The sequence below is a fragment of the Blautia faecis genome (assembly GCF_027662325.1).
GTDB lineage: Bacteria > Bacillota > Clostridia > Lachnospirales > Lachnospiraceae > Blautia_A > Blautia_A faecis.
In genome coordinates this window covers 1-24,150 of the sequence record NZ_JAQDKY010000034.1, presented here as the reverse complement: position 1 = coordinate 24,150, position 24,150 = coordinate 1, and the positions used below count along the sequence as shown (strand labels likewise).

27 protein-coding genes, 1 pseudogene and 1 riboswitch are annotated in these 24,150 nt (G+C 41.4%); of the genes and pseudogenes, 3 read left to right on the top strand and 25 right to left on the bottom strand.

Translation table 11 applies throughout. The features are described 5' to 3' along the window. Window positions 1-99: 99 nt before the first annotated feature. Window positions 100-291, bottom strand: a riboswitch (cobalamin riboswitch). 83 nt (window positions 292-374) lie between these two features. Next, complete coding sequence (locus tag PGQ38_RS14560; protein ID WP_204452113.1) at window positions 375-1,805, bottom strand: VanW family protein; 1,431 nt, start codon at window positions 1,803-1,805, stop codon at window positions 375-377. Window positions 1,806-1,884: 79 nt separating this feature from the next. Between PGQ38_RS14560 and PGQ38_RS20800 the strand changes: the two genes are divergently transcribed. Next, window positions 1,885-1,935: a hypothetical protein gene (locus PGQ38_RS20800; protein ID WP_368072645.1), complete on the top strand. Its 51-nt coding sequence runs from the start codon at window positions 1,885-1,887 to the stop codon at window positions 1,933-1,935. Here PGQ38_RS20800 and hisI read toward each other — a convergent pair. From hisI to PGQ38_RS14495, 13 genes and pseudogenes are all read right to left on the bottom strand, one after another. Continuing rightward, window positions 1,922-2,242: pseudogene (gene hisI, locus PGQ38_RS14555) on the bottom strand (phosphoribosyl-AMP cyclohydrolase); the annotation flags it as partial. The gene PGQ38_RS20800 and the pseudogene hisI sit on opposite strands and share 14 nt — an antisense overlap. Window positions 2,243-2,391: 149 nt before the next feature. Beyond that, window positions 2,392-2,979 (bottom strand): imidazoleglycerol-phosphate dehydratase HisB, encoded by a 588-nt coding sequence (gene hisB / locus PGQ38_RS14550; protein WP_204452115.1) that lies wholly within the window; start codon window positions 2,977-2,979, stop codon window positions 2,392-2,394. After that, a complete protein-coding gene (gene hisD, locus PGQ38_RS14545; protein ID WP_204452117.1) occupies window positions 2,976-4,289 on the bottom strand; it encodes a histidinol dehydrogenase in 1,314 nt (437 codons plus the stop codon). Before hisD ends, hisB begins: the two co-directional genes overlap by 4 nt. Before the next feature lie 49 nt (window positions 4,290-4,338). Next, entirely contained in the window at window positions 4,339-4,974 is a 636-nt protein-coding gene (hisG, locus tag PGQ38_RS14540; protein WP_118583467.1) for an ATP phosphoribosyltransferase, read from the bottom strand. Then, on the bottom strand, window positions 4,971-6,107 hold the full coding sequence (hisZ, locus tag PGQ38_RS14535) for an ATP phosphoribosyltransferase regulatory subunit (RefSeq protein WP_204452119.1): 1,137 nt from the start codon (window positions 6,105-6,107) through the stop codon (window positions 4,971-4,973). Before hisZ ends, hisG begins: the two co-directional genes overlap by 4 nt. A 281-nt stretch (window positions 6,108-6,388) precedes the next feature. Next, on the bottom strand, window positions 6,389-6,928 hold the full coding sequence (locus tag PGQ38_RS14530) for a Holliday junction resolvase RecU (RefSeq protein ID WP_118583463.1): 540 nt from the start codon (window positions 6,926-6,928) through the stop codon (window positions 6,389-6,391). Between the two features lie 2 nt (window positions 6,929-6,930). After that, entirely contained in the window at window positions 6,931-7,500 is a 570-nt protein-coding gene (gene lepB / locus PGQ38_RS14525; RefSeq protein ID WP_173716740.1) for a signal peptidase I, read from the bottom strand. 1 nt (window position 7,501) lies between these two features. Further along, complete coding sequence (locus PGQ38_RS14520) at window positions 7,502-8,482, bottom strand: RluA family pseudouridine synthase (protein WP_195700303.1); 981 nt, start codon at window positions 8,480-8,482, stop codon at window positions 7,502-7,504. A gap of 13 nt (window positions 8,483-8,495) precedes the next feature. After that, window positions 8,496-9,107, bottom strand: a complete 612-nt coding sequence (locus PGQ38_RS14515; RefSeq protein ID WP_173718994.1) for a hypothetical protein — start codon at window positions 9,105-9,107, stop codon at window positions 8,496-8,498. A gap of 10 nt (window positions 9,108-9,117) precedes the next feature. After that, window positions 9,118-11,028 carry a YgiQ family radical SAM protein gene (locus tag PGQ38_RS14510; RefSeq protein WP_270432402.1) on the bottom strand — a complete coding sequence of 637 codons (1,911 nt, stop codon included), beginning with the start codon at window positions 11,026-11,028 and terminating at the stop codon, window positions 9,118-9,120. 91 nt (window positions 11,029-11,119) lie between these two features. Next, window positions 11,120-11,962: a GTP pyrophosphokinase gene (locus tag PGQ38_RS14505; RefSeq protein ID WP_270432399.1), complete on the bottom strand. Its 843-nt coding sequence runs from the start codon at window positions 11,960-11,962 to the stop codon at window positions 11,120-11,122. Between the two features lie 117 nt (window positions 11,963-12,079). Further along, entirely contained in the window at window positions 12,080-12,913 is an 834-nt protein-coding gene (locus tag PGQ38_RS14500) for a M23 family metallopeptidase (protein ID WP_270432397.1), read from the bottom strand. A gap of 253 nt (window positions 12,914-13,166) precedes the next feature. Further along, the gene (locus tag PGQ38_RS14495; RefSeq protein ID WP_204452122.1) at window positions 13,167-14,618 is read right to left on the bottom strand and encodes an aminoacyl-histidine dipeptidase; all 1,452 of its coding nucleotides are present in this window, start codon (window positions 14,616-14,618) and stop codon (window positions 13,167-13,169) included. 172 nt (window positions 14,619-14,790) lie between these two features. On the opposite strand from PGQ38_RS14495, the gene PGQ38_RS14490 reads away from it, so the two are divergent. Beyond that, the gene (locus PGQ38_RS14490) at window positions 14,791-15,711 is read left to right on the top strand and encodes a hypothetical protein (protein WP_204452124.1); all 921 of its coding nucleotides are present in this window, start codon (window positions 14,791-14,793) and stop codon (window positions 15,709-15,711) included. Between the two features lie 87 nt (window positions 15,712-15,798). Here the strand turns inward: PGQ38_RS14490 and PGQ38_RS14485 are convergent, their stop codons facing one another. The 7 genes from PGQ38_RS14485 to PGQ38_RS14455 all read right to left on the bottom strand — a co-directional run bounded on the left by PGQ38_RS14485 (window position 15,799) and on the right by PGQ38_RS14455 (window position 19,980). Beyond that, window positions 15,799-16,434 carry an ATPase gene (locus PGQ38_RS14485; protein WP_118583101.1) on the bottom strand — a complete coding sequence of 212 codons (636 nt, stop codon included), beginning with the start codon at window positions 16,432-16,434 and terminating at the stop codon, window positions 15,799-15,801. Between the two features lie 17 nt (window positions 16,435-16,451). Next, window positions 16,452-16,940, bottom strand: coding sequence for a pantetheine-phosphate adenylyltransferase (gene coaD / locus PGQ38_RS14480; RefSeq protein WP_118583104.1), 489 nt, complete (start codon window positions 16,938-16,940; stop codon window positions 16,452-16,454). A gap of 9 nt (window positions 16,941-16,949) precedes the next feature. After that, window positions 16,950-17,504: a 16S rRNA (guanine(966)-N(2))-methyltransferase RsmD gene (gene rsmD, locus PGQ38_RS14475; protein ID WP_118583107.1), complete on the bottom strand. Its 555-nt coding sequence runs from the start codon at window positions 17,502-17,504 to the stop codon at window positions 16,950-16,952. Continuing rightward, window positions 17,501-17,896 carry a methylglyoxal synthase gene (locus PGQ38_RS14470; RefSeq protein ID WP_021926957.1) on the bottom strand — a complete coding sequence of 132 codons (396 nt, stop codon included), beginning with the start codon at window positions 17,894-17,896 and terminating at the stop codon, window positions 17,501-17,503. The genes rsmD and PGQ38_RS14470 overlap by 4 nt, the downstream gene beginning before the upstream one ends. Before the next feature lie 413 nt (window positions 17,897-18,309). Beyond that, window positions 18,310-18,552: a hypothetical protein gene (locus PGQ38_RS14465; RefSeq protein ID WP_118583170.1), complete on the bottom strand. Its 243-nt coding sequence runs from the start codon at window positions 18,550-18,552 to the stop codon at window positions 18,310-18,312. A 165-nt stretch (window positions 18,553-18,717) separates the two neighbouring features. Continuing rightward, window positions 18,718-19,641, bottom strand: a complete 924-nt coding sequence (gene trxB / locus PGQ38_RS14460) for a thioredoxin-disulfide reductase (RefSeq protein ID WP_026648815.1) — start codon at window positions 19,639-19,641, stop codon at window positions 18,718-18,720. Window positions 19,642-19,656: 15 nt separating this feature from the next. Then, window positions 19,657-19,980 (bottom strand): thioredoxin family protein, encoded by a 324-nt coding sequence (locus tag PGQ38_RS14455; protein WP_005330449.1) that lies wholly within the window; start codon window positions 19,978-19,980, stop codon window positions 19,657-19,659. Between the two features lie 190 nt (window positions 19,981-20,170). On the opposite strand from PGQ38_RS14455, the gene PGQ38_RS14450 reads away from it, so the two are divergent. Further along, the gene (locus PGQ38_RS14450) at window positions 20,171-20,830 is read left to right on the top strand and encodes a Crp/Fnr family transcriptional regulator (protein ID WP_020993353.1); all 660 of its coding nucleotides are present in this window, start codon (window positions 20,171-20,173) and stop codon (window positions 20,828-20,830) included. Between the two features lie 120 nt (window positions 20,831-20,950). On the opposite strand, the gene PGQ38_RS14445 is transcribed toward PGQ38_RS14450, so the two are convergent. The 4 genes from PGQ38_RS14445 to PGQ38_RS14430 all read right to left on the bottom strand — a co-directional run bounded on the left by PGQ38_RS14445 (window position 20,951) and on the right by PGQ38_RS14430 (window position 24,121). Next, the gene (locus PGQ38_RS14445; RefSeq protein WP_270432390.1) at window positions 20,951-22,642 is read right to left on the bottom strand and encodes an FAD-dependent oxidoreductase; all 1,692 of its coding nucleotides are present in this window, start codon (window positions 22,640-22,642) and stop codon (window positions 20,951-20,953) included. Window position 22,643: 1 nt separating this feature from the next. Next, the gene (locus PGQ38_RS14440) at window positions 22,644-22,964 is read right to left on the bottom strand and encodes a rhodanese-like domain-containing protein (protein WP_005421613.1); all 321 of its coding nucleotides are present in this window, start codon (window positions 22,962-22,964) and stop codon (window positions 22,644-22,646) included. 12 nt (window positions 22,965-22,976) lie between these two features. Beyond that, window positions 22,977-23,282 carry a thioredoxin gene (trxA, locus tag PGQ38_RS14435; RefSeq protein WP_005421612.1) on the bottom strand — a complete coding sequence of 102 codons (306 nt, stop codon included), beginning with the start codon at window positions 23,280-23,282 and terminating at the stop codon, window positions 22,977-22,979. Between the two features lie 92 nt (window positions 23,283-23,374). Then, window positions 23,375-24,121 carry an SDR family NAD(P)-dependent oxidoreductase gene (locus tag PGQ38_RS14430; protein WP_005421611.1) on the bottom strand — a complete coding sequence of 249 codons (747 nt, stop codon included), beginning with the start codon at window positions 24,119-24,121 and terminating at the stop codon, window positions 23,375-23,377. Window positions 24,122-24,150: the final 29 nt, after the last annotated feature.

Genomic DNA, 24,150 nt, shown 5'->3' with positions numbered 1-24,150 from the left:
AAAAAAATGCCTGCTTCCTCTGAGAAAACAGGCACTAAAAATTCAATATATTGTATTATCAAATATATTAATGAGAATGAAGTACTTTCTTCGGAAGCTTTCATTAAACGAATTCAGCAGGTTTCCTGACTTACAGATCAACACAGAATCCATCCTTCTCAGCAATATACCAATGGTTTCACTGGATTCTACTCCCTGGTTACAGTGACCGGATCGTTCAGGACTTTCACCTGATTCCCTCTTAGAGCGTGTTGAAAAAATATTCCCACAATCTGCACGCTGTAGCAGACAGATATGTCTGGCACTGAAAACGGATTTATTCAATTCACCTCATTATAGCAGACCGTTATGTCGAAATCAATAGATTTATAGGGTTATTGCTTGTATTTACTGTACCCGACTTCATCTGTGCGGAGAAGTGTTCCATTCTCATCGTAGACACTGCGGTAGGTTTTACAGGTGTTTGGATCGGAATGCTCTGTAGTAATCTCTACCGTATTATTGTCAGTTTGGGTTCCGTAAATGGATACCGTTACGGCTTCCTCTTTTTCATCGTAAGAGGCTTCAATTTTAATTGGATAAGCAGTATTATTCTGAAAACGGAAATCCTGACCTCCCCACACCACTGCTGCGTCCAGACCATCCTCAACATAATCAATTCGGGCAGCGTGATTATGACGCTCAACAATGGTCAGATCAGACTGCAGGCATGCCATAAACAACGTAGTGGAAATCTGGCAGATTCCGCCTCCGATATCCTGGGCATGTTCGCCTCCTACAATTACAGTTGCTTCCCTGTACCCTCGTTCCTCAGTACGTGGACCTAAAGTATCGTTGTAGGAAAAAATCTGTCCTGGCTGAAGTTCCACTCCATCACAGGCTTCCACGGCAAGCTTCAAATTGGCAACACGGTTTTCGGTACCGCCGCCATATGTAGTATAAGTACCAAGAAGATTCAGATAAGGAAGGGCTTCTATCTCTTCTGTAGAAACTTCGGGTAGGGTTATTTCAAGGGGGATGGTAATCTTTGCCCCTTCTTTTGCTTTTTCCAGCTTCTTTGCAGCTGACTTCACATCAAATGAAATTCCGGTAACTGCCGGAATAATTTCATTATTTTCCCCCAGAGAAGCATCTGTGGCATCTGTATGTACTTTTTCATAATAGGCTTCCAGATCCAGTTCCTCTGGCGGTGTCTTCATAGTAGGACATTCGATAACAGCTTCATAATCTTCTATGGAAATTGCTTTTAGAATCGCTTCTTTCAATGCATCCATATCCGGACCGATTCCGGTTTTTCCCTTAGTGATAACCAGCTCTGTATCTGTAAGTTCACAGGAAGTCTGTATAGTGGTGGATCCCTTTGAAATTCCAGCATCCTCCAGAAGCTTGTCCAGTTCGTCTTTGTTTCTGGCTTCCGGCATAAGGGTGACTTCTTCCTTTGTCTTGCTGTTCATCAGTTCGATGCGGTCGGTTCCATGAGTAAACCAGGCACTATGCCCAAGAGCATAGGCACTTTCTACAATTGACTTTACATCAAGGCCGAGAACAGGATAGATAGACACCTTGAAGTTCTTTCCGTTCAGGGTAATAGTCATCTGTGTGTTCTCATATTTTTCCTGAAAATCTTTTGAAATTGCGTCAATGGCTTCCTCTTTGGTCATTCCCTGAATGGCTATACCGTTTATTTTAAGCTTCTTCCAGATTACATTATCTGTAAGAAAATGACACCACAGCCCATACGCGCCTACCAGAATCAGAACCAGGAACAAAACTTTGATCACACCGTTTTTCATTTGTTTTTTCATGTAATAATTTTACCTTTTGCAGTCTTTTTTAGAGCGTGTTTGAAAAAGGCTTTCTGCAAAATATATCGCAAAGTGGGGCGTGCAGATTGCAGGAATGATTTTTCAAACAGGCTTTAGAGCAATGGGGTAAAAAAGCATGTCCGGTTTCCGGTATGGCATGCAGCCCCTACCTGCTCTACTTTTGCCAGAATTGTATCATTATCACAGTCTATAGTCAATGATTTCACATACTGAACATGACCGGAGGTTAGTCCTTTGGTCCAGAGCTCGTTGCGGCTGCGGCTCCAGTAAGTCATTTTTCCCAGCTTCAGAGTGGTAAGGTATGCTTTCTCGTTCATGTACGCAAGCATAAGAACTTCGTCTGTTTTGTAATCCTGCACAATAACCGGAACCATGCCGTCACTGTTTAATTTGAAATCTGACCAGGACATTTTGGACTTTAATTGGTTCTGTTCCATATTTTTAATACTCCTTTATGAAAAATTCTTCTGCAATTATGCCACCTGCTTTCATGCTCAATTCGAAAAAAATGAAAACAAGTGGCATATATCATATCGTCTTAATTGTAATTCTGTTTGTTCTGCCTTTAGAGACTTCCCTTCGTAGAAAGCACATCTGTAATACGAGGATCATAAGCTACCGCCATATCCAGCGCCTTTGCAAAGCTTTTGAACATGGCTTCTGCCATATGGTGATTATTTCCCGGTGTTAGAACCTTAATGTGAAGATTCATGGCTGCCGCATAAGAAATGGCGTAAAAGAATTCCTTCACCATTTCTGCGGACATATCTCCAATTTTTTCACTGGTAAACGTACCTTCGAAGGAAAGATACGGGCGTCCCCCGAGATCAATGGCGCAAAGCACAAGACACTCATCCATTGGAAGGATGCAGCTTCCGTAACGCCTGATTCCTTTCTTGTCTCCAACCGCTTCTTTAATAGCTGTGCCAAGAACAATTCCCGTATCTTCAATGGTATGATGATCGTCAACCTGAAGATCACCCTTCACCTTTATATCCAGATCAAAAAGTCCGTGGCGGGTAAAGCCATCTAACATGTGATCGAAAAATCCCACACCTGTATCCAGACTGCTTTTTCCGGTTCCGTCCAGATTCAGCTTTATGGCAATTTTAGTTTCCTTTGTATTTCGTTCAACAGTAGCTTCTCTTGTCATGACTGCTCCTTTTTATCTTCCTCTTCAAAGCGGACTGCAATGGAGTTGGCATGTGCAGTTAGCTGCTCGGAGGATGCAAAACGGATGATGTCCTTGTGGATTTCCTGTAATGCAGACCTGGAATAATATACAATACTGGATTTCTTAATAAAATCGTCAACGGAAAGTGCAGAGAAGAACTTGGCTGTTCCGTTGGTAGGAAGAACGTGGTTCGGTCCCGCAAAATAATCACCAAGAGGTTCAGAACTGTACTCTCCAATGAAAATAGCGCCTGCATTTCGTACCTTCATCATTACCTCAAAAGCGTTCTTAGTGACAATTTCCATATGTTCCGAAGCAATCTCATTCGCTGCTTCAATTGCTTCATCCATATCTTCTGCAATAAGGATATATCCAAAATTCTCCAGAGATTTTTCGATGATCTCTTTTCTGGAAAGAACCTTCAGATAGCCTTCAATCTCTTTCTCTACATTCTGTGCCAGTTCTGTACTGGTAGTAATGAGGATTGCAGAAGCCATCTCATCGTGTTCTGCCTGAGAAAGAAGATCTGCTGCTACATAGTGTGCATTTGCAGTTTCATCTGCAAGGACAAGGATCTCACTTGGACCAGCGATGGAATCAATGCTCACATGTCCATAAACAGCCTTTTTTGCAAGGGCTACAAAAATGTTGCCAGGTCCTACGATCTTGTCTACCTTTGGGATGCTTGCAGTACCATAAGCAAGTGCTCCGATTGCCTGTGCACCACCAACTTTATAGATCTCATCAGCGCCTGCTTCTTTGGCAGCAACCAGAGTGGATGGATTTACTTTACCGTCTTTCCCAGGAGGTGTGGTCATAACGATGTGAGGTACTCCTGCCACTTTTGCCGGCACAATATTCATTAATACAGAAGAAGGATAAACTGCTTTTCCGCCTGGAACATAAACACCTACACGATTTAATGGTGTTACTTTCTGACCAAGCATGGTGCCTTTTTCGGTACTGGTAAACCAGCTGTTCTGACGCTGTTTCTCATGGTAGCTGCGGATGTTTACAAGTGCCTTGCGGATAACTTCCAGTAAGGAAGCATCAACTGCCTTATAGGCTTCTTCGATTTCCTCTTCGGTTACACGTATGGTTTCCGGAGTTACCTCTACTTTATCAAATTCTTTTGTGTAAGAAAAAAGAGCTTCATCCCCTTTTTCTTTTACATTTGCAAGAATATCTGCTACTGCTGCTTCGAACTTGCCGTAATTATTAGGGCTCCGTTTTAAAAGATTTTCCAGGATATCTTTGGTAGATTCTTTTGTTAATCTTACTGTACGCATTGTGATCGATCCTTCCAATTTTATTTTATTCCAGAAAAAAACAGTAATTTCAGATTACCTTTCGTAAATCTTCAATCAGCTTACTGATTCTTTCATTTTCCATTTTCATGCTTACCTGATTCACAACCATTCTTGCTGAAAGAGGGCAAACTTCTTCTAACACCTTCAGTCCATTTTCGCGAAGTGTGCTTCCGGTCTCAACGATATCTACGATCACTTCAGAAAGACCTACAATAGGTGCAAGCTCAATAGAACCATTCAGCTTAATGATTTCCACAGTCTGATGCTTCTTATTATAGAAATAATCTTTGGCAATGTTTGGATATTTGGTTGCCACACGGATCAGCTGGTTTGAATTCAGAAGGGGTTTGGCACTATCAGGTCCGCAAACGCACATGCGGCAGGCTCCAAATCCAAGATCCATTACCTCGTAAAGCTTACGGCCTTCTTCCAGGATCGTATCCTTTCCGACAATTCCGATGTCAGCTGCGCCATATTCTACATATGTAGGTACATCTGGTCCTTTGGCAAGGAAAAAACGAAGCTTTAATTCTTCATTTACAAAAATTAGTTTACGGGAATCCTTATCTTTCATCTCTTCGCAGGTGATCCCGATTTTCTCAAGTATGGCAAGGGTTTTGTCTGCAAGTCTTCCCTTGGTAAGGGCAAAAGTCAGATATCTCATAATTCCACCTCACAAACCTTAGTAACTTTCTCTGGGCGAAGGGCTACATTTCTGCCCTGGGCGCGAAGCTCTTTGGCCTTCTGGATTGCCTGGATACGGTTTTCTTTGCGGTAAGTGATAACCGTAACGCCCTCCTCTTCCTCCATTTCGATTTTTTGTCTGGAAAGAGCTATCAGAAGGTTATCTACTACAATGGCAAACCCGATGGATGCAGCAGGCTTGCCGAAATGTTTCATCAGCTGGTTGTAACGGCCGCCCTTGATCAACGCTTCTCCTGTACCGTAGGTATAAGCCTGGAAAATGATTCCGGTATAGTAATGATATTTGCTTAACATTGCAAAATCAAAAGTAACGTATTTTTCATAGCCGTAAACTTTCAGAAGCTCATAGATTTCTTCCAGACGCGCAACCGCCTTTAATGCCTGTGGATTGTCCGTAAGGGATTTTGCCTTTTCCAGAACTTCTGTCGATCCGAACATCTGAGGAAGCTGGGAAAGAACTCTTGCAAGGGATTTATCCATGTTCTTATTCTTTACAAGCTCTTCCACACCAAAATAGTTTTTCTGGGAAATCAGCTCCCGAAGCTCTTCTTCCTCTTCCTGGCTCATGCCTGTCTGGGCAAAAATCGCTTTATAATAATCAACCTGCCCAACGCTTACCTGAAATTCGGTAAGTCCTGTCGCAAGCAGACACTCTACTGTCATAGCCAGAATCTCTGCATCTGCTTCCGGTGAATCATCGCCCATACGCTCAACGCCCATCTGGGTTGTCTCTTTCAATCTTCCGCGAAAGCTGGAATTATTGATAAAAGTGTTGCCTGTATAACACAGACTTACTACTTCTTTTTCAGGGTTAAAATAGGTAGCACAGGCTCTGGAAACGGACGGTGTAAAGTCAGGTCGAAGAACAAGGGTATTGCCTTCTCTGTCAAAAAATTTATAAAGCTCCCTGGAGGGAATGGTTCCCACTTCTTTACTAAACACTTCAAAATATTCAAATGTGGGAGTTTCTATATCTTCAAAGCCATACTGATGGAATACACGGTGAAGCTTTTCCTGAAGCTTTTGTTTTCGGCTGCATTCCTGACTGTAAATATCCCGTACACCCTCCGGCGTATGAAAAATTCTCTGCATATCATGTTTCCTCCATGTTGTTTCTTGCTTGTTAATTACATAACACTTTATCACGCTACTACGATAATGCAAAATCAATGTTGATTATAGTGGAATATTCCAAGATTGTCAAGACGAAGTGTTGCGTGGTTACTGTTCACTGGTAACATTCCGCGAGATGTTTTTTGTGAACAAAGTTCACAGAAAACCCGAGAGTTGCGGCGCGAAATCATGCAAAGCATGATTTCTGTGCATCGCGAAGCGTGTTACTGTAAACGGAGTGAACAGTAACGTTGCGTGTGTTATGGCAACACGCGTGTTTCCAGATCCAATTTTAATCCCTCTAAATAAGGAACCAGAAAGCCGCTCTTTTTCGGCAGGTAATACTTCTCATCCAGTTCCTCCCTGCGGAAGCTTTTCCGTCCGCCCTCTTCCATCCGTCTCCAGTATGCCAACAGTTCCCGAAAAGGCAGATAATAAAATAAGTTCAACTGACTGAAAAATATAAGAAAAAATGCCACGCCATTCTGTTTTTCAAAGTCCTCCATAAATTTCACCTGGTGAGGATGAATATTTGCCAGAGGAAACGTCTGGGCGCTGCATTCCTTTGCATCAAAGCAGACAGGAATTCCCTGTACTGCACCTATATAGTCAACAGTACTTCGCTGGTCAAAGTATGCCAGAGTAATGTGACGGTTTTCTTTGTCCATGCGTACCGGAGTGATGGGAGTGGGAATCTTCTGTATCAGAGCAAGTCCCTTCTCCCTGTACTGCTCGTTTGTTCGGTTTACAAGGTCCTCCAGGGTAGAACCCCGGAGCCCTCTGCTGTTCCATGTGGCCATTCTTACGGTTCCTCGTAGCCAAGAAGCTTGATGGAAGGATAATATCTTACAACTGCTTTCCCTACGATCTGGTCAAAGCGGACGAACGTGTTCTTCCAGAAGCGGGAATCCTTAGAATCATTTCGGTTATCACCCAGCATAAAATAGCAATTATCCGGAACGGTATATGGACCGAAGCTTCCCTGCATTTTCTCTGGAATAAAGGAATCATCAAGAGCAGTCTCAGAACCGTCGATGTATACCTTTCCGTCTTTGATCTCAACAGTCTCTCCCGGAAGTCCGATCACACGTTTGATGAAAAGCTGGCTTTCATCATCCGGATACTTGAAAATTACAATGTCAAAGCGCTCTGGATCCTTGACTTTTTTGGAAATCTCATGTCCAAACAGATCCAGATTGATACCATATGCAAGACGGAATCCAAAGATACGGTCGCCGGTCATAATAGTCTTCTCCATGGATGGAGAAGGGATTTTTGCGTTGATCAGTACTACATTGTTGATAACCAGGACTATAGCAACTACAATGATGATCATTTTTATATAGTCCCATACTTCATGCCAGATTTTCATATTATTTATTCTCCTCTACGTGTTCCTCTTTCAGGATTTTTTGAAACAGATAAGGCAAAGGAGCCGTGAACTCTTTGCCAGACAGATAGGAAAGACGCCCTTCAATTTCCGGGATTTCCAACCTGTATGCGTGAAGCAGCTGCGATTTCAGACCATACTTTCTGCAGTATTCATCGTTTAAGGTACGCCTGCCGTACTTGTAATCTCCAATAAGGGGATGACCAGTTCCTGCAAGGTGTGCCCTGATCTGATGTGTGCGTCCGGTGATCAGCTCCACCTCAAGAAGGGTAACGGTTCCGTTATCTTCAAGGGGACGGTATCTGGTCTCAATGGGAAGTGCTCCGGATGTTTCCGTTTCCTGTACTGTTACTTTATTACATTTTTCGTCTTTATGCAAATATCCTTTGATATATTTTTCATTTTTTATAACACCATTTACCAGGCAACGGTAAAATTTGTGAAGGCTTCGATCATGAAACAATGAAGAAAGCTCCTGAAGTCCTGCCAGGGACTTCCCTGCAGCCACAAGTCCGCTGGTATTACGGTCCAGACGATTGCAGACAGATGGGCGGAAGGTATGTAAAGACGCTTCCGTAACCGCTCCGCTTTCAAGAAGATACCCCGTCAGATATTCTACCAGTGATGGTTCCTTATCATCTGCAGGCTGGGAAAGCATTCCCACAGGTTTGTTGATCAGAAGGATATTATCGTCTTCATACACAATGTCAAGCTTCTGATGAGCTCTTGCTACCGTTTCCTGTACTCCTGCAAATTTCCCGAAAGTCTCATCCGAAAGGAAAAGCTTTACGTGGTCACCAGTGGAAAGCTTCTCATTTCCAGTGGCTCTGCCGCCGTTTAAGGTAATATTTTTCTTGCGGAGCATTTTGTAAAAAAAGCTTTTTGGAGCTTCACGGAGAAGCTTTCCTAGATATTTGTCAAAGCGCTGTCCCGCTTCATTTTCATTAATAATAAATTCTTTCATGCTGGATATCCTCTTAGATACACAAATTCAGGATCACATGCTTCACCATTTCATCTCTGGTAAAATCAGGATATCTTGGATCTGGTGTAAAGCGAAGCCCTTCTTCTAAGGATTCCTTGTGTTCGTTCATAGAATCAAGACGTTCCAGGAAAGGACGAAGCTCTCCAAGAATTTTTACATCTACTTTATAGCCGTTTTTGCGAACCAGTTTCTGGGCTTCTGCAGCCATAAAATTTGTATCTGCTTTCGGATCACTGGTATAACCGACTACGGTATTTCCGCACACGGCAATGGCATCTATGGTGCATTTTTTTTCATAGAAAGTCATATACATCTCGTACGCCATTACAAGATCACCCTGATGCGCATGGATCTTCTTGTACAGGACCGGATCTACAGGCTTTGCCAGATAGACCATGATCACATCTACCACAGCCTTACAGCCTGGAAGAGATCCTACCAGAGCAATGATCGTCCAGATAGAATTTCTGGTACCTAGGTAGATCCACATACTGATAAAAATAAAAACGGGGACACCAAGCATAATGGCAGCAATTATGATCCTGCGCTTTCGTTCACGCTTCAGATATCCGAATTCTCCTTTGTTTGTCTGCATTAATTTCATGAAAACACTCCTATTTCTGCTTTTTTCTTGTGTGATGATTGCGGATGGTTTTCTTTGGTGCCGGACCATGCTTTGATTCTCTGTTACGCCCGGCATTTTCTGTATATTTGCTGTCACCATGCCCTTTTCTGACAGGCCGGATCAAACATTTTTCCCCATACCCAACCAGATCCATACGCCCTGCAATTTTCAATCCTTCGAGAACCAGTTCTCTGTTGACCGGATTCTTATATTGCATAAGCGCACGTTGAATGGCTTTTTCATGGGCGCTCTTCGGCACATAAACCTTTTCGCCTGTAAGAGGATGGATTCCCGTGTAATACATACAGGTAGACAGTGTAGAAGGTGTTGGGTAAAAGTCCTGCACCTGCTCCGGAGTAAAGCCAAGATCACGGACATATTCTGCCAGTTTAACCGCCTCTTTCATGGTACATCCCGGATGGGAGGACATAAAATATGGCACGGCAAACTGCTGTAAGCCAGCCTTCTTATTTGCCTTGTCAAATTCCTTCAAAAATTTCTCATACACTTCGTGGGACGGCTTGCCCATATATTTCAGCACCTGATTGGAAACATGCTCAGGAGCTACACGAAGCTGTCCGCTTACATGATATTTGGCAAGTTCATTAAGAAAAGTTTTGTCCGGGTCTGCCAACACATAATCGAAACGCACACCGGAACGGACAAATACTTTTTTTACTTTTGGAAGATCCCGGAGCTTACGAAGAAGAGAAACGTAATCTTTGTGATCCGCGGTCAGATTCTTACATGGTTCAGGAAACAGACAATGACGGTTCTTGCAAACGCCTCTGGTCAGCTGTTTCTGGCAGGAAGGCTGGCGAAAGTCCGCTGTAGGTCCGCCTACATCGTGGATATATCCCTTGAAATCTTTCTCCTCGGTCATGTGGACCGCTTCTTTCAGAATTGATTCATGACTTCTGGTCTGCAGGATTCTTCCTTGATGAAAAGTTAATGCACAGAAGCTGCAGCTTCCGAAACATCCTCTGTTGCTGGTAAGACTGAATTTAATTTCCTCTAATGCAGGAATTCCGCCGTCTTTCTCATACATGGGATGATAATTTCCCGCATAAGGAAGATCATATACATCGTCCATCTCCTCCTGTGTAAGAGGTAATGCAGGTGGATTCTGGATCACGTAACCCTTTGTTCCGTAGGATTCGGCCATGGTTCCTGCTGTAAAAGGGTCAGTATTCTGATACTGGATGGCAAAGCTTCTGGCATAAGCCTGCTTATCCGCCTGTACTTCATCAAAAGAAGGAAGTATGATCGGCTCGTAAGTGCGGGACAGATCCTTGCATTTATAGACAGTTCCTGCCACGTAGGTGATTTCGCTGACAGGGATTCCGCTGTCAAGAGCCTCTGCAATCTCAATAATAGAATGCTCTCCCATTCCGTAGGAAATCAGGTCTGCGCCGGAATCTATGAGGATACTGTGCTTCACCTTATTTTCCCAGTAATCGTAATGTGCCATACGTCTGAGGCTTGCCTCGATTCCACCAAGGATTACAGGAGTTTTCTTAAAAGTCTGACGAATCAGATTACTGTATACAATAACAGCACGGTCTGGCCGCAAACCCATTTTACCGCCAGGAGAATAAGAATCCTTCTGGCGGTGCTTTTTTGCAACGGTATAGTGATTAACCATGGAATCCATATTGCCGGCACTTACAAGGAAGCCAAGGCGAGGCGCTCCAAATATGGCAATACTCTCCTTCCTGCGCCAGTCGGGCTGAGGGATAATTCCCACTTTATAGCCCCGGCTCTCCAGAAGGCGGCTGATAATAGCAGTTCCAAAAGAGGAATGATCTACGTAAGCATCTCCTGTCACGTAGACAAAATCCACCTGATCCCAGCCTCTGTCCTCCATGTCTTTTTTTGTAACTGGTAAAAATTGTGACATCTATATTTTTCTCCTATGCACTGCTCATTCTGTAAGGCGTGTTCCAAGAATGATGTGAACAAAATGAACAGTAACGTATTTTCGGACAGATTTATGAAATACAGCTCTTGCCTGGCTGATGTCCGATATTATGGTAAACAGCCTGGGCGCGGTAACCTTCCGCGATAATATCAAGCTGTCTGTGAAAACGCTCCAGCTGTTTCAAATCTTTGGTATGGAAAACACGAAGAAATTCTGTCTGAATTTTGGTAATCTCCCGTTCGCTGGATACGCGGTAAAGATTTTCTATATTATTGAGAATATCTTTTACAAGATTGGACTGCATCTGGGAAGAATTCTGGGAATCCATGATTTCATCGCGCACAGAAGACATTTCCTGATCCAGCAAAATAATAGCATCCGCGGCATTCGTCAGACGCTCTGCCACATGCGGCGGCATGTCCCCTTTATATTTGTACTGAAGGGAATGTTCGATCGTTGCCCAGAAGTCCATAGCCATGGTGCGGATCTGAATTTCCGCCTGCAGCTTCCGGGGACCATTTAATGTTTCTACTGTATAATAAATGATCAGATGGAGACTTCTGTAACCACTCTGTTTCACATGCTTCAGATAATTCTTCTCACTCTTAATGGTCATATCTGACCGGTTTTGGATCAGGGATGCTACTGTCTCAATATCTTCCTCAAACTGACAGATAATACGGATTCCGGCAATGTCTTCTACTTCTTCCTCCATGCGTTCCATAGGAATATGCTTGCGCTGCATTTTCTCCAGAATGCTGGATACACTTTTCACTCGTCCGCTTACCTGCTCAATAGGGGAATACAGATCATTTTCTCGATGTTCGCTGATAATGTGTTCAAATTTGACAATCAGTTCCCTGACTGCCAGTTCGTAGGGGCATAAAATGCTTCTCCATAACTGTATTTCCATATAAATCGCTCCTTACAGAATATGGGCATTGTATTATGAAAAATATTCTGCAGTTAAATTTAAGTGTGTCTGCCCATATGTTTAATCATTATAGCATATATTTCAAAAAATTTGTTATCAATAAGTGTATTTTTTTACTTTTTTCTCCATTGCCTGTAAGACATAGTAAGGGTTCACACTCAGTTCCTCTTTTCCCTGTGGATTTATGTAGATTCCCAGATGAAGATGAACCGGAAATTTTCCGGACATTCCTTCTTCTCCGTATCCGGTATCTCCCATGAATCCAAGGATCTGCCCCGCTTCCACTGCTTCACCTGTCTGAAAATATTTTTCATAGGATGCAAGATGGGCATAATAAAAATACCCTCCATGAGGAGAACGGATTCCGATCCGGTATCCGCCAAGAGGAAGCCATCCGATTTTTTCTATTTTGCCATCAGTCATGGAAATCACAGGATAAAATCCGGATTGAGAAACCCTGCCAAAGAGATCGCAGCCTTCGTGCGTCCGGCTTCCACCATAGCTTCGGGCAGCGCCAAAGGTGTTTTCATAAAAAATCTCTTGCCATATTTCTCTATCGTTTCTGATTGGAATGGGAAAATTTTCCAGGTCTTTCCAGACAGCCAGATAACAGCTTCTCAGGTCATAATAGGCTTTGGGCTTGAAGCGGAGATATGCTTCCCTGTTCCCGGAAAGATATTTTGGAAAAAATTTTCCATTCAGCATAGTTGTTGTAAGAAGATCGGCAAATTCTCCATCCGAATGTACTCTTTCTTCTAACTCTGCATATAGCGCAGACGACAAAGCCTGTTCCCGGAAGCTTTCTGTAAAACAGGTGTCCGGTTTTAACAGGGAGGCCTGGCTTCTTTGCTGAATAAAATTCTGAAGCAAGATAAGCAGCGGCAAAAGAAAAAGAAGAAGGAGTAAGTGTTTCCCGGTCTTTCTTTTCATGGCATTTCCTCTCTTTAATATATGGGAAAAGGTGGATGATTTTTTTGTTACCAGTAAATAGCAACGATTTTTTCACCCTCAGATAATATATGGAAAATCAGAAAAATTAGAACAAAAAATCAGCTGTATGGAAAATATTTTTCCAAATACAGCTGATTCGAATGATCAAAGGCTATGGCAGCCACAGTTACTATTTAATGGGGGTATGCCAAAAGTTTTATGAAAAACAGGCTTTTAAATATACATGTAATTATCAGTCTTTCAAATTTTTCAATACTTCTGTCAGATATTCCCAAACCCGTTTCACAGAAGCCATATCAAGGCGTTCTTTGCTGGTGTGGATGTCCAGAATATCCGGTCCAAGAGAGGTGCAGTCAAGGTTTTCCATTCGCTCATAAAAAATACCACATTCCAGACCGGCATGAATGGCAACTACCTCCAGGTCTTTACCGTACATGTTTTTATAAATTTCTACCATCTTGTCACGAAGAGGAGAAGCTTTACGATACTCCCATGCAGGATAAGCCCCCTCAGTCTCATATTCGCCTCCCAGAAATTCTGTCAGATATTGGATTTTATGGGAAAGAGCCTCTTTGGCAGTTCCTACAGAGCTTCGGATACTGGTCTGTACAAACAACTCGTCCCCATACAGCTTCAGAATTCCGGGATTGCAGGAGGTTTCCACCAGATTTTCTATGGTACCACTCATTTTCTTAACACCAAATGGCATGTTCATCAGATAAAAAAGCACTTTTTCCTGGCTGGTGGGATGAAGAACCTGTGCATCCATATCCCCTTCTTCTGTTATCTGAATTGTAATAGTATCATCTGTACCAGTGTATTCTGCCCGGAAATCCTTCTGCATTTTCTTTGCAAGGGAAGTGATCTGAGAAATTTCTTCCGGAAGCACAAGAAGAACCGCTTCGCATTCTTTTGTAATAACGTTGTCCTGCTGACCACCTTCTAATTCTTTTAATGCATAACCACAGACATGGGAAAGTTCATAAAGAAACTGTCCCATAAGAATATTGGCACTTGCGCGGTTTTTGTGTATTTCAGCTCCGGAATGGCCTCCCACAAGTCCACAGACTTTTACGTTAACTTTTCTGCCGGAAGCGTTCACACGCCGGACTGGCAGATAAGAATTTCCAGCAACACCACCGGCACAGCTCACCCACAGACAGCCCTCTTTTTCAGAATCCAGATTGATCATTCTTCTTCCCTTCAAAAGGCTGCAATCGAATCCGTCAGCGCCCAGAAGCCCCGTCTCTTCATCAACTGTGAAAACAACCTCCAAAGCCGGATGCGGCAAATTTGTACTGTCTAAAAGTGCAAGGCCATAAGCCACTGCAATTCCGTCATCGCCGCCAAGAGTAGTGCCCTCGGCTGATAAAAAACCATCTTTCACAACCAGCTTTAGTCCATCTTTTGTAAAATCATGTTCGATTTCCGGGCATTTTGCACAAACCATATCCATATGTCCCTGAAGGATGACTGTGGGCGCGTTTTCGTAACCAGGTGTTGCAGGTTTATAAATCACAACATTATTCATGTCATCCTGAACATATTTCAAATCATGCTCCTTTGCAAAATTCACCAGATAATCACTGATTTGTTTGGTATTTCCTGAACCATGTGGAATACCACAGATTTCCTCAAAATAGTGAAACACATTTTTGGGTTCGAAGTTTTCTAAAATTGCCATATGGGTTACCTCCAAAATTTTATATATGGTTTGCATTTATCTTTTCGGCATTTTGAGACAGAAACAGAATATAAATTTTATATAAGATTTTTTTAAACATACTTCAGGCTGCTGAACACAACCTGACTATAACTTCACATGTTGGGCTTTTATTTTTAATAACGAGGTCAAAATGAAGAAAAAAATGATCCTGCTTTCTGTTATCCTGCTTTTACTCTTCCTTCTGTGTTACCCGGCCGAAGCTCTTGCTGCGGCAAGAAACGGACTGAAACTGTGGTTAGAGACCTTACTGCCTACCCTTCTTCCGTTTATGATCCTTACAGGAATTCTGGTGCACACAGATTGGATTACAAAAATTTTACAACCAACTGCTCCTTTTTTCAAGGTCGTTTTTGGGCTTTCTCCAGGAGGAGCCTATGTATTTCTTCTGGGACTTCTCACCGGTTACCCTATGGGGGCAAAATTAACCGCAGATTTGTATTATGCTGGAAAAATCAGCCGGCAGGAGGCCGAATATTTGTTAACTTTCTGCAATAATCCAAGTCCGGCCTTTCTTATTACTTATGTGGGACATATCTGTCTGGAGGGAAAATTACATATTGGTTTTCTTGTGGGGATTCTGTTTCTATCAGACATGATCTGCATGTGTTTTTTTCGCTTTACATTCTATAGAAAAAACTCACTGCTTTCCTTTTGTACGCCAAAAACATCTGAGCAGGAATATACTTCTGCCGGGCTTCTGGATTTTGTCATTATGAATAGTTTTGAAACTATGGCAAAACTGGGTGGTTACATTCTTATGTTCTCTATACTGTCCGCTGCCATAAGTCATTTCTGGTATCTTCCTGCACAGGGAAAATATATTCTTCTCGGACTGATAGAAGTTACCACTGGGCTCCATGGGCTCCTGCTGTCCGGGTTTTCTTATTCTCTTCGTGTATTTCTTGCACTGTGTATGAGTGCATTCGGAGGATTCTGTATTATGGCGCAAACAAAAAGCGTACTTGGAAAGGAACTCTCCCTTCATCCGTACGCTTCTGCCAAATGTATGAATGCAGCAGTTACTGCTGTTCTCATACTTATATTCTTATAAACATGATCACTGCTCACATAAAACATTTATAGAATAGTTTTAGTGAATCGCAATCAGATAAAGTCTGCTATATTTCGCGCAGCAAAATTAGTTATCGCCAATCTCGTCCAGAAGAGCTTCATCTTCCTTGGAAGCCTCTGTATCAGCCGGCTGATAAGAGCCGGACATTGCAGCTGCCTGAGCAGTCTGTGGTGCAAGCTCCTGACGGTTATGGTTTACAACATCCATGCATGCCTGAAGAGCATCGATGAATCCTTTATATTTGCCGCCAGCATCCTCAAGAGTCTGGGTAAGTACGGAACCGATGTTTGCCATCATGTCATCTGTGTATGTGATCGCGCTGAGACGAATGCTGTTAGCATCCTGTGTAGCGGAATCCAGAATCTCCTGAGCCTGACGATTCGCTGCATTGATAGTCTCGTTTGCCTGCGCATATGCTTTCTGCATGATCTCATGCTGGGTAACAAGCTCCTGAGCTTTATTCTGTGCATCTGCGATCAGTGCATCTGCCTTTGTCTGTGCATCCTCAAGGATGGCATCCTTATTGCTGATGATCTTCTGATAACGTTTGATCTCGTCTGGAGTCTTAAGACGAAGTTCACGAAGAAGCTCTTCGATTTCTTCTTTATTCACTACAATCTTAGTTGTAGAAAGTGGCTGATATTTACAACTGTCTACATATTCTTCGATTTCTTCAATGATCTGTTCAATTCTGCTGCTCATAGTAAACTCTCCTTATTCTATTTCTTCAAATCGTGCATTTTTTTCTTAACAGCTTCGGTAATTTCCGGCGGAGCAAATTTGCTCAGGTCGCCATCATAGCCTGCTACTTCTTTCATAATAGTAGAGCTAAGATATGCATATTCCAGGCTTGTCGTCAGAAACACGGTGTCAATATCCGGAGCAAGCACTCGGTTTGTCTGTGCCATCTGCAGTTCAAATTCAAAATCTGTAACTGCACGAAGCCCGCGCACGATCACCTGTGCATGATTCTCTCTGGCAAAGTTCACAGAAAGACCCTTGAATGCCTTGATTTCTACATTCTCCATGTCTTTTGTTGCCTTTTCTAGTATATTAACACGTTCTTCAACAGAAAACAACGGACTTTTTGCAGAATTATGCAAAACTCCTACGATTACTTTGTCGAAAGATACGCTTGCACGCTTGATTATGTCCAGATGACCATAAGTGGCCGGATCAAAACTTCCTGGATAAACAGCTATTACCATGTATTTTTCTCACTTTCCCCGGCATAAAAAGATATGCTTGTTAGTTTTGTATTCTTTGGAACGCAGCTGTCTGTAGCCAAGATCTTCCACATAACCGAAATCTGTAGTAAGGTCAGCTTCCACGATGATCAGTGTATTCTCATCCAGAATACTGCTGTCCTGAAGGTATTCCAGAACCTGACGCTCCAGCTCATGGTTATATGGGGGATCCATAAATATGCAGTCGAAAACGCCCTTTCCTTCTAAGGAACGAAGGGCCTGCATCACGTCCATATTCAGCAGTGTACCACTATCTGCAAGTTTTGTAAATGTCAGATTTTCTCTTATGCATGTGCATGCCTTGGGATTTTTTTCAACAAAAACAGCCCGAGCTGCTCCGCGGCTTAATGCCTCAATGCCGATTGCACCGCTTCCGCTGAACAGATCAAGGAAGTGACAATCCAGAAGTTCAGGCTGAAGAATATTAAAAAGAGTTTCTTTGATGCGGTCTGTGGTCGGGCGTGTGTCCATACCCGGCACAGTCTTAAGGTTCAGTCGTCTTGCTTTTCCTGCGATGACTCTCATTTCAGATTCAGTCTCCAATCCAGATCACCACGGGCCAGTCCAAGAATAAGAAGTTCTGCAGTAGCGATATTGGTCGCCACCGGAATATTATACTGGTCACAGCGCTTTACAATAGCTGTGATGTCTGGCTCCTTCGGATCTATCATAACAGGATTATAGAAAAGTATTACCATATCCAGATCCTGCCGCTCTACCATTTCCATGAACTGCTTATCGCCTCCGATACTGCCCGGTAAAAACTTATGGACATGAAGACCGGTGGCTTCCTCAATTCTTCTTCCTGTAGTGCCGGTAGCATATACTTCATGCTTGGCCAGGATGTTCTTATAAGCGATACAGAAATCTTCAATGAGAACTTTTTTACTATTATGTGCAATGATACCTAAATTCATAGTTCACCTCTCCCATTTCTTTCTGTTTATTGTACCAATTATAGCAAATTGACAAAAGAAGTGCAACAAAAACGTTTGAATATATACAAAATTCATTATTTGTTAAGAATTTGTTTTTAAATGACGTATTGATTTATCTGGTTTTTTTATATTTTATTGTGCAAATCAGCTCCGTATTCTATCGCTACGCCTCATTTCTTAGCCTTATTACATGAAAATTCTTCTGTATAAGTATATGAATACGCACGATTTTCATAATTTTCGCACATTTAAAGATAAAAATTTCACAATTTCTTTTTATATGTAAAAAAATATAATAACCCACTTTTTTTTGCATATTTATATGAGAAGCGTATTGTTTTCAATAGTTTTCAATAATCTTCACAGCTGATTTTTGTTTGTTTACACCACTTTTACACCATTTTATTTTCCTCCAAATCATCCCAAGGTTTCAGACCCATTTCCTCCCAGGTGATACCATACGGTGCACCTCCGGAGGTATAACCGGCAATAAAGAAAAATCGGTCATCTTGCAAGATCTCTTCTTTAGCCAGATTATCTCTTGTTTCTTTTTTCAGTTTTGCTCTCATCTGTTGTTTCTTTTGTTTCGCAACAGCTGCTTTTTCTTCCGGTGTTTTCTTATGTTTTTTTGTCATAAGTATTTCTAGTGTAATTCCATTCTGAATGCCTTCTTTCATCAGCATAATCATTGTATCAGGATAAAGTTCACAAAGTATCCGCAATACGTTCCCATAAGTTCATGTCATTATTGAAATCGTACATATTTCAGTATAAAAAGTTCACTATTCAAATTCTGATTATTATTTCTCCATATACTCTTCTGCCATATGTACTGCCATAGCACCATCTGCCACTGCTGTTACTATCTGACGAAGTAACTTTGTTCTGACATCTCCTACAGCATAAACACCCGGAATACTCGTTTCAGTGTTTTCACCTGCCACAATATATCCTTTATTATCCAGTTCTATCTGATTATCTAAAAAATCTGTTGTCGGTTTTCTTCCTATACTCACAAACAGGCCGTCACATTCTATAATGTTTTCTTCTCCTGTAACTGTATCTTTCAACCGCACACCAGTCAATCGTTCTCCATAAATCAGTTCATTTACTGTATTATTCCATCGAAACTCTATATTTTCAGTTTTCATCAGCTGGTCATGGTAGATTTTCGTTGCACGTAATGTATCTCTACGATGAACAATGATGACTTTCTTAGCAATTCGACTTAAAAGAGCAGCATCTGATACAGCAGAATTTCCACCACCAACAACCACCACGATCTTATCTTTATAAAACATACCATCACAGGAGGCACAATAAGCAACCCCATGACCTATCAATTCTTTTTCTTTAGCGAGACCAAGTTCTCTTGGATTTGCTCCAGTAGCAATCACTACTGTTTTCCCAATATAAATTCCCGAACTAGTTTCTACTCTCTTAAGCTTTCCTGTTAAATCCATATTAAAAACTTCAGCATATTCACTTTTAGCGCCAAATTTTTCCGCCTGTTTTTGCATTTTCTCTGCCAATGAAAATCCGTCAATTCCATTTTCAAAACCAGGATAGTTATCAATCTGCCAGGTCAATGACATCTGACCACCTGCAGATAATTTTTCTAAAACAATTGTATCAAATCCTGCTCTGGCTGCGTATAATGCTGAAGTATACCCTCCAGGTCCTCCACCCACGATAATCATATCGTAAACATGATTTTCATTCATACAGCAGTCCTCCTTTTATTTTTCCAATGCTTCATTAATAAAATTCTCTATCATTATTTTTGATTCAGGTGCAACAATAGAATCTATTGCCTTTCCATCCCGATATAAAACCAGCGTAGGAATTATCTCAATCTTTTCAGCTTCTGCAATCTGTGGTTCTTCATCAATATTTACTTTTCCAGCAATAAGAATATCGCTGTATTCTTCACTTATTTTTTCATAAGCCGCTCCAATTCTACGGCAATAACCACACCAAGGTGCCCAGAAATCAACCAAAACCGGTTTTTCTTTATGAATTAATTGTCCAAACTTTTCTTTATTTATATTTATTGATGTCATATTTTTCAACTCCTTCTCCTGTTTGAACTTAATATATCGCATAAAAGATCTTGCTTCTGTGATGATATCACAGAAAAGATAATTTACTTTATTACACTTCTTTTTATTTCTATTTATGGCATATGCCAGTTACATAATTGACGCATCTAAAAAAAGCAAGTATACTATATTCGTAAAGGAGATAACAGTTATGAACTTCGAAAATTGTTTTCCACTATGGAATGACTTAAATACAACACAGAAAAAAATAATTTCAGACAATTTAATCACACAGTATGTAAAAAAAGGGACAATCATTCACAATGGAAACCTGGATTGCACTGGATTATTACTGGTTAAATCCGGGCAGCTTCGAACCTACATACTTTCAGATGAAGGACGAGAGATTACACTTTACCGTCTGTTCGATATGGATATGTGTCTTTTATCCGCCTCATGTATCATACGCTCCATTCAATTTGAAGTAACCATTGAAGCAGAAAAAGATACTGATCTTTGGATCATCCCTGCTGAAATCTATAAGGGCATTATGAAGGAATCTGCTCCCGTCGCAAACTATACCAATGAGTTAATAGCCACCCGTTTTTCTGATGTCATGTGGCTGATTGAACAAATCATGTGGAAGAGTTTGGATAAGCGTGTTGCTTCATTTCTTTTAGAAGAGACCTCTATCGAAGGAACAAACGAGCTGAAAATCACTCATGAGACGATTGCTAATCATCTTGGTTCCCACAGGGAAGTTATCACTCGAATGCTTCGATACTTTCAAGGCGAGGGTCTCGTCAAACTCTCCCGCGGCAAAATCACAATCCTTGATCCAAAAAGACTGGAAACACTCCAAAGGTCATAAAATTGCTTTTCTGTAACATATAAAGAAGAATCCTCCATTTATCAGAATTATGAAAGTCATTCTAATAAATGGGGGATCTTTTTATGCTATAAGAAAATTATAAAAATATTATGATTATTTTTAATAATCCATACCACATGCATATGCCTTTTCAATCAGCGCACGGTCATTGACAACTGCATCATAGAAGCGGAATCCGCCGGAGAAGTTGTATGTTTCATATCCATTTCCTTCCAGAATACGACTGGCAATATAACTTCGCAGCCCACTCTGGCATATCAGGTAAACAGGCTTTCCCTTCTCAATTTCATTGATACGTTCCCTTAGTTCATCTACAGGAATGTTTTTGAATCCATCCATATGCCCCCTGTTAAATTCACCTACAGTTCTCACATCCAGCAACACAACACTTTTATCTCTAGAAATCTTATCCATATCTTCCAGATGCCATTGTTTTAAGGTACCTTTTGCTATATTGTCTATCATGAATCCTGCCATATTTACAGGATCCTTGGCAGAGGAATAAGGCGGTGCATATGCGAGATCCAAATCCTTCAGCTGGGTTGCCTTCAGCCCTGCATGGATTGCTGTTGCCAGCACATCAATACGTTTATCAACTCCTTCATATCCAATAATCTGAGCACCAAGCAAACGATAGGTCTCTTTTTCAAAAATCACCTTCATGGTCATCACTTTTCCACCAGGATAGTAACCGGCATGACTCATAGGAGAAAGAATTACTGTATCTACCTCTAATCCTGACTTTTTGGCATTGGTTTCATTGATACCTGTAGTGGCTGCTGTCATATCAAACACTTTTATAACGGAACTTCCCTGACTGCCCAGGTAACGACTATCACCGCCACAAATATTATCAGCGATGATTCTGCCCTGTTTATTGGCTGGTCCTGCCAAAGAAATCAGCGCATCATTACCCGTAACATAATGTTTTACCTGAACTGCATCACCTGCAGCATAAATATCCGGTACAGAGGTTTCCATTCTGTCATTCACTATAATACTTTCCTTGATGCCAAGTTCCAGACCGGCTTCTTTTGCTAATACTGTGTCTGGTGTGACTCCGATTGCCAGAACTACCATATCAGCCTGAAGGGATGGATTATCTTTCAACAGGACCTCCACTCCGTTGTCTTTTTCTTTAAATCCTTCTACTGTATAGCCCAGTACCAGTTTTATCCCATGCTTTCTCATTTCATTATGGATCATGGATGCCATATCCGGGTCAAAAGGGTTCATCAGCTGCTTAGGCCGCTGGACAATCGTAACATCCATGCCAAGCTCCCTCAAATTTTCTGCCAGTTCCAGACCAATAAAACCGCCACCTGCCAATACAGCCGATTTTGGATGATTCTTATTTATATATTCCTTTATCCGAAAAGTGTCTTCTACAGTACGAAGTGTAAAAAGTTTATCAATACCTACTCCGGGAAGTCTCGGCTGTGTTGGCTTTGCACCTGGAGAGAGGATCAGCTTATCATATTTTTCTTCAAATATCTCACCATTCTCTAAATTTTTCACTGAAACCGTTTTACGTTCCGGATGTATGGAGATAACTTCATGATGAATTTTCATGTTAATACGGAAGCGTTTAAAAAAACTCTCTGGTGTCTGTAGTGTAAGTTCTTCCGGGTCTGTGATCACGTCTCCAATATAATATGGAAGTCCACAATTTGCATAGGATATGTATCCGGATCTTTCAAACACAGTAATTTCAGCATGTTCATTCAGTCTGCGTATTCTTGCTGCGGCTGTAGCTCCTCCGGCTACACCTCCTACAATTATTACCTTCATTTTATTTTTCCACCTTTCCTGAGTAAGCTGCAATGCCACCGATATTATTTACTTTAGAATATCCCATTCGTTGCAGTATCCCAGTTGCCTGGCGGCTTCGTGAACCGGAATAACAGTATACAAACAGTGGGATATCCTTATTCTTCGCTACAGAAGCAATATTGTCAAGTTGCTGCAACGGCACATTTTTACTTTCTGGTATATGTCCTTCCTGATATTCCTGCGGTGTACGTACATCCAGCAGAACTGCATCATCAGTCCTTTTATATTCTTCTATGCCTTGATTAATATTCGACTGTTTAAAGAGATCAAAAAATCCCATTAGCACACCTCCCTAAAGCATTTCTAAAATCGCATTCTTAGGTCTCGCCCCTGAAACCTGCTGTACAATCTTCCCATTCTTCATAACCACTAAAGTTGGAATGCTCATAATACTGAACTTATTTGCCAGTTCAGGCTCTTCATCTACATTAATCTTTCCAACTTTAATATCTCTACGCTCACTTGCAATCTCCTCTACAATAGGTACTACCATACGGCAAGGCGCACACCAAGATGCCCAAAAATCTAAAAGAACGGGTTTATCGGAATTCAGTACTTCGTTCTGAAAATTATTTTTATTGATATTAATAGCAGACATTTTACAGTCCTCCTTATCTTTTTCTTTTTGTAGATTTATTATAGTCTTAATTTCATTTATTTTCCGTGATTACATCACCATACCTCATTAACTTAACTTCTTGCCATACCATCTACACTTAATATAACACCTGTAATGTAACTCGCCTCATCTGAAGCAAGAAACACAAACGCATTGGCAATATCTTCTGGCTGTCCAAGACGACGCAATGGAATTCTTTCAATCATAGGTTCGATAACTTCCTTTGGCACGGCCTTCATCATATCAGTTTCTGTAATCCCAGGTGCAACAGCATTAACACGAATACCTTTAGGTCCTAGTTCTCTTGCTAATGATACAGTCAATCCGTTTACTGCAAACTTCGATGCCGGATAAGCAAACCCACTTGGCTGTCCCGAAATACTCACCATGGAAGAAGTTGAGAGAATGACCCCCTTGCCTCTTGCCACCATACATTCTGCTGCTACACGAGTAGTATTAAATACTCCTTTTACATTTAGATCCATGACTTTATCAAAAGTCTCCTCTGTATAATCCATAAATGAGGTGTTTTCTGAAATCCCTGCATTATTTACCAGTATGTCGACACATCCATATTTTTCAGTTGCCTCTTTAAAAGCCTTTCTGACAGACTCCATGCTTGCCAGATTTGGACTAATTCCAGCCACTATTGCATTGGGATATTTTTCTTTTAATTTATCTACAGCAACATCTGCCGATTCCTGTGAACTTGCTGCCAACACAACTGAAGCACCTTCCTTCAAGAATTTATCAGCTGTAGCAAATCCTATACCACGGCTTCCACCCGTAATGATTGCAACTTTATCTTTTAATCTCATTTAGACTACCTCCCATAATAATCTTTGTT